Below are 4,971 nucleotides of genomic sequence, written 5' to 3' on the forward strand. Positions count from 1 at the left end.
ACAGACCATTGGCTCGGAGCCGCATCATGGCCGAGCAAATCCGGCGCAACAAGACGTGGTCGGCCGGGCGCACCGCCTTGATCCGCGAACTATGGGACGACGGCAACGGCCTGTCGTACCGACAGATCGCAGACCGGCTTCAGATCAAGCTCAGCACCGTGCAGGACGTGTTTCGGGGCTACCAGGGGTCAGGGACGGCGCGGCCGAAGAAGGAGAAGGAATGACCGCCCACACGGGCCGCGCCCTGGCAGCGCTCCAGGACGCTGACGGTGCGACCCCCGGCCCCGATCGCACTGCCCGGCTGCTGGTTGCCCTCCCGCATGCGGTGCTCGCCCTCGGCGTCCGGCACGTCGACGCCCCGCCCAGGGAGGACGTCCCTCGACCCATGCGGCTTTTGTGGATGATCCGCGGAAGTGACGGCGTGTGGGACAGCAAGCGGGCGCTCGCGGCGTATGAGGTTCTGGGCCAGCAGGGGCCCAGCGTCAAACGGCCGTTGACCGCGGTGGCCACGCGGCAGGATCTCGCCGCGCTCGCTGACGCGGGGTTGATCACCCGTATCGACTCTCATCGCTTCACAGCGAAAGGCAGCGAGACGGACATGGAGCGGTCGTAGCCGCTCACGCTGGAGGCCCGGCCCGGGGGAACGGGCCGGGCTCCGTCATGTGGCCGCGCACGACATGCGTGGCGGGCCGTGCAGCCGCACGGTGGGGGTATGTCTGAGCGTCCCCCCGTGGTCGTGCACCCGCCCTCGCCGACCGGAGGTCGGCGGGTCACGGTCGACGCACAGATCCTCGGCCTGGCGTACGGGCCGCGGGACGTTGTGGAATTCCTGCGCCGGGCCGGCCTGGATGAGGACGCCATCGACCTGGACGATCAGCGGCTCATCGAGTGGCGCGGCGGGGGTCCGGACGTATGGACGTGAAGCTGGCCACTTCTGGATGGGCAGCCGATTGCCGGGGCATTCCCAGTCACGTGACGACACTGATGCTCACTGCACCCCAAGATATTCGGCGCGGATCTCTCCGAACCATCCCGCCACCGGGCGTCAGTCCCACCACTCAACACTCACGGCGGACCAGTCTTGAGTGGACATGTAGAGCTCGGCCTTGCCATTATCACCGTCCACGTACTTCCCAATGTTGCTGAAGGTGTAGCAGCCAGCTCCCTTCACGGAAGTGATGTAATCGTCCCCGTCCCCGTTGCCCTTTGCGTCGTGCTCCCACAGATCGTAGTCTTCCTTCCCTGTGGCAGCCGAGTTAATGCATACCTTGACGTAACCGCCAGTCGAATACACATCGCGGGTGTAATCGTCATAGTGGCCATGGTGGAAATTCGTGACACCCTTGTAGTCCCAGCCCGAAGAGGCGTGAGCGGCGCCACCAGAAAGAAGAAGGAGGCCACTCATCGCCGAAACGAGAGCACCCTTCGCCACCAAGCCGCACATCTTCATTTACTGATCCCCCATTTTGGTTTCGCGTTTACTAGACCACAGGGGAGTGACGTGAGGCAGGAATGCGCGCTGCATCAAAAGCTCCCCCGAAGCTGTGATCACTCTACCTGAATTGTCAGGGGCACGTAGAACCGGAAAGAGCCAATGCTTGACCGGGATCGGTGGAACCAGTAGGCCGAACGGCACCGCCCTTCAGGTGCGTTCCCATGACGCGAGATCAGCCTTCCAAGAATCCGCCCGGCATGTCGTTAGCGCTCAGTGCACAAGTCGCTTGGCTGTGCGTGAACTACGCCGATGCGGCGGCTTGGCGACTTCGACTGCTGGACCGCTGGCAGCGGCGAGGCATGTAGCTGAAGGCTCAGTAGTAGCCGCTCTCCCGCAGCTCTGCCTGCACGCGGCTGCGGTACTTCGGGCAGTACGTCCCTACGGCCAGGACCACCACCTTCTGGGCGTCCCCCTTGTCGGTGCCCCAGCTCATCCCGATCGGGTAGAGGTCGCCCCCTTTGGCGTTCAGCAAGTAGTCCACACTGTGTCCCTCTCTGAGGGCGGCGCACCACTTCGGCGGGTAGGCGAGTAGCTCCCGTCGAGATCATCTGCCGGGACCGGGCCACCGCCTACACCAAGGCGGTCAGGGAAGCTCAGTAGTCGGTGGAGCCGATCTTCAGCGTCCCGTACGGTCGATCCGTGATGATCGAAGCGGGCGCCCCACGCAACCTCGGCCTACCTGCCCCCGAGGCCCGGTTGCGCTTCGACGCGGAATTGCAGGAGATCGGCGGCGGGCCGCGGCGCCGCTTGCTCATGGTCGACGACGAGCCTGCCTTCGAGCTCAGCTTCTACTGCGGAACGTGTCCGTTCCTATTCCGCCGGTTGGAGACCGCGAGGGAGGAGTTGTCCCTGGAGGGCGTGCAGGAACGGCTCACCGGTGCGCTGGACGATCCGGACGACGGTGGAGTGGTCGATGCGTTCGGCACGTTGCTGCCGCAGGGCGAGTACCTTCCGCTGCTCCTGAGTGTGGAACCCCGGCTGGTCGTCCCCGGCAAGGAAGGCGACTACTTCAGCGGCGAGCAGGTCACGACGTGGGGGATCGATCAGTTCTGGGGCCTCCCGGAGTACCCGCACACCCCGTACTACCGAACCTTCGAGACCGCTGTCGACGCGAACGCCCACCTCTATGAGTTCGTCGTGCCCATGGTTCCCCCGACGTGGAACGAGAGGGAGCGCGTCGAGGAGTATGTCGCACTCATGGGGCGGGGAACGGTGCCCACGGCGGTGGCGATCTCTACGCTGGACGTGTGCGAACCCGCCTCGGGGATGCCGATCGACCATTACCAGCACTGGGGCCTGACCCACTTCCTCCTCGACGGCCACCACAAACTGGAGGCCGCTGCCACGGTCGGCCGGCCGGTACGGGTCCTCTCCCTCCTGGCCCTGGGCGAGGGCCTGGCCGGAGCAGAAGACTGTGCCCGGCTGCCTGCCCTGCGAGCCCGGCCCCGTTCGGCCCGGGCGAGCGGTACCTGAACCAGCGGCGACAATCACGGCCGCGGGCCAACAGTGCACATCCGAGCCGATGAAGCACTAGGTCACACGTCCGCAGACCAGCGAGCCGCGGGTGGGGAGACAAGGCGAGCAGGTCTGGGGCTCCTGTGAGCACCGGGTGGGGAAATTCAAGGCTCTGTCCGCAGTTCCGTGAACCCCCAGATCAGCGGCAGGAACGCGGGATCGTTTCGGCAGCGTACTTCCTGCCGTGGCGAGCAAGACGGTCGAGGATGTGCTGTTTCCCGGGATCGATGTGCGGGTGGAGGGGGTGAGCGACTCCTCCGGCATCCTGGTGGTGGAGGCGGTGTCGACGGCCCGCCCGGGCCGGTGCCCGGACTGCCGCAAGCAGGCCCGCCGCGTACACAGCACGTACCAACGCACCCTGGACGAACGGCCGTTGGACTCACGCCGCGTTATCATCCGGCTGCGGGTGCGCCGATACTTCTGCGACCGGAAGAGTTGTTCCCGCACGACGTTCGTCGAGCAGGTGCCGGGTCTGTCCACGCGCTACCGCCGGTCCAGTACGGGGCTTGCGGGCTGGCTGCGGTCGATCGCGATCGAGCTCGGCGGCCGTCCCGCCGCACGGCTGTGCCGCCGACTGCGGCTGACCGCGGCCGGACCCGGCTGCTCAGGCTGCTGACGGCGCCGACGGTGCCGGACCGTGCGCCGTGGGTGCTGGGGGTGGATGAGTTCGCCTTCCGTAAAGGCTGCACCTACGGCACCGTGCTGGTCGACGTCGAGGCCGGCCGGGTTGTGGACGTACTACCCGACCGCACCTCCGAGACGTTCGCGGCCCGGCTTATCGAGCATCCCGGAGTCGAGATCATCTGCCGGGACCGGGCCACCGCCTACACCAAGGCGGTCAGGGAAGCCGCTCCTCATGCCCTGGAAGTCGCTGATCGGTGGCACTTGTTGCAGAACCTGTCCGCCGCGGTCGAGAAGACCTGCCACCAGCACCGCGACTGCCTGCGCAAACGTGCCGAGGAGGAGCCGGTGACCGAGGTGCCGGAGCCGCCCCCGATGCTGTTACCGCCCGCGGAACTACCCCGCACCCAGATCATCGCACGCACCCACCACCGCTACGAAGACATCCACCGCCTGCTGGAAAAACGATGGACGATCAGCGCCATCGCTCGCCGTCTGAACCTCGACCGCAAGACTGTGCGCCGCTTCCGCGACACGGACCTCGACGAGCTGCTGGTCTCCGCCCGCGACCGCCGCCCCAACGGTGTCCTTGAGCCGTTCGAGACATACGTCAATGCCCGCTTCACCGAGGCCCAAGGCCAGGTCAGCGGCACCCAGCTGTACCTGGAGATCCAGGCTAGCGGCTACCGCGGAAGCCGCCAGGTCGTCCGCAAACACCTCGCCGACCTCCGCGCGGGCACCGCCGAACCAGTCCGGGCCGACACCCCCAGCCCCCGCAAGATCACCTCGTGGATCATGCGGCCCCGGGAGACGCTCACCGCCAGCCAGGACAAGCGGCTCCTTCGAGTCCGGCTCGCGTGCCCGGACATCACCCGGGCCTGCGACCTCGCTCGGGCGTTCGCCGACTTGGTCCGCCACCAGCGTGGATACCTGCTGATGGAGTGGATCCGGCAGGCCGAGCAGGACGCACCGAAGCCGATGAAGGGCTTCGCCGGCTTCCTCCGCCAGGACCTCGACGCGGTGACCGCCGGCCTGTCTCTGCCCTGGAGCTCCGGGGTCGTCGAAGGGCATGCGAATCGGGTGAAAACGCTCAAGCGAGCTGTGTATGGCCGAGCCTCGTTCGAACTCCTGCGAACCCGCATCCTCACCCAGCCATGAGCCGCGCTATGGGAACCTCCTCGCCAGCCACCACAATGCCGGGTACGTTCACCTCGTGTGTTACTACGCCGAGAAGCCCTACAAGCTGCATTACGTGTGCGCGCCCTGCCGCGTCACGTTCAAGCGGCACCCCGGGTCCGGCGGGCACCGATGCCCCCGGTGCTCCGAGCCAATGGTCTGTG

Annotated in this window: 8 protein-coding genes; 6 read left to right on the forward strand and 2 right to left on the reverse strand. The window is 66.6% G+C overall.

Annotated features, from left to right (window positions below):
• The 3 genes from AC0680_RS37805 to AC0680_RS37815 form a co-directional block, all read left to right on the forward strand.
• A partial coding sequence (locus AC0680_RS37805; RefSeq protein WP_478637571.1) for a helix-turn-helix domain-containing protein occupies positions 1-224 on the forward strand: 224 nt, incomplete at its 5' end.
• Complete coding sequence (locus tag AC0680_RS37810; protein ID WP_478637572.1) at positions 221-613, forward strand: hypothetical protein; 393 nt, start codon at positions 221-223, stop codon at positions 611-613. The genes AC0680_RS37805 and AC0680_RS37810, both read left to right, overlap by 4 nt.
• Positions 614-712: 99 nt before the next feature.
• Positions 713-922 (forward strand): hypothetical protein, encoded by a 210-nt coding sequence (locus tag AC0680_RS37815; RefSeq protein WP_478637573.1) that lies wholly within the window; start codon positions 713-715, stop codon positions 920-922.
• A gap of 123 nt (positions 923-1,045) precedes the next feature.
• Here the strand turns inward: AC0680_RS37815 and AC0680_RS37820 are convergent, their stop codons facing one another.
• Together AC0680_RS37820 and AC0680_RS37825 are read right to left on the reverse strand one after the other, a co-directional pair.
• A complete protein-coding gene (locus AC0680_RS37820) occupies positions 1,046-1,450 on the reverse strand; it encodes a hypothetical protein (protein ID WP_478637574.1) in 405 nt (134 codons plus the stop codon).
• A gap of 358 nt (positions 1,451-1,808) precedes the next feature.
• On the reverse strand, positions 1,809-1,976 hold the full coding sequence (locus AC0680_RS37825; protein WP_478637575.1) for a hypothetical protein: 168 nt from the start codon (positions 1,974-1,976) through the stop codon (positions 1,809-1,811).
• 161 nt (positions 1,977-2,137) lie between these two features.
• On the opposite strand from AC0680_RS37825, the gene AC0680_RS37830 reads away from it, so the two are divergent.
• The 3 genes from AC0680_RS37830 (at position 2,138) to AC0680_RS37840 (ending at position 4,789) form a co-directional block, all read left to right on the forward strand.
• Positions 2,138-2,968 (forward strand): hypothetical protein, encoded by an 831-nt coding sequence (locus AC0680_RS37830; RefSeq protein ID WP_478637578.1) that lies wholly within the window; start codon positions 2,138-2,140, stop codon positions 2,966-2,968.
• A gap of 226 nt (positions 2,969-3,194) precedes the next feature.
• Positions 3,195-3,626: a transposase family protein gene (locus AC0680_RS37835; protein WP_478637576.1), complete on the forward strand. Its 432-nt coding sequence runs from the start codon at positions 3,195-3,197 to the stop codon at positions 3,624-3,626.
• Positions 3,575-4,789 (forward strand): ISL3 family transposase, encoded by a 1,215-nt coding sequence (locus tag AC0680_RS37840; protein WP_478637577.1) that lies wholly within the window; start codon positions 3,575-3,577, stop codon positions 4,787-4,789. The genes AC0680_RS37835 and AC0680_RS37840 overlap by 52 nt, the downstream gene beginning before the upstream one ends.
• Positions 4,790-4,971 lie beyond the last annotated feature (182 nt).

It is taken from the genome of Streptomyces sp. NPDC043738 (assembly GCF_056436545.1).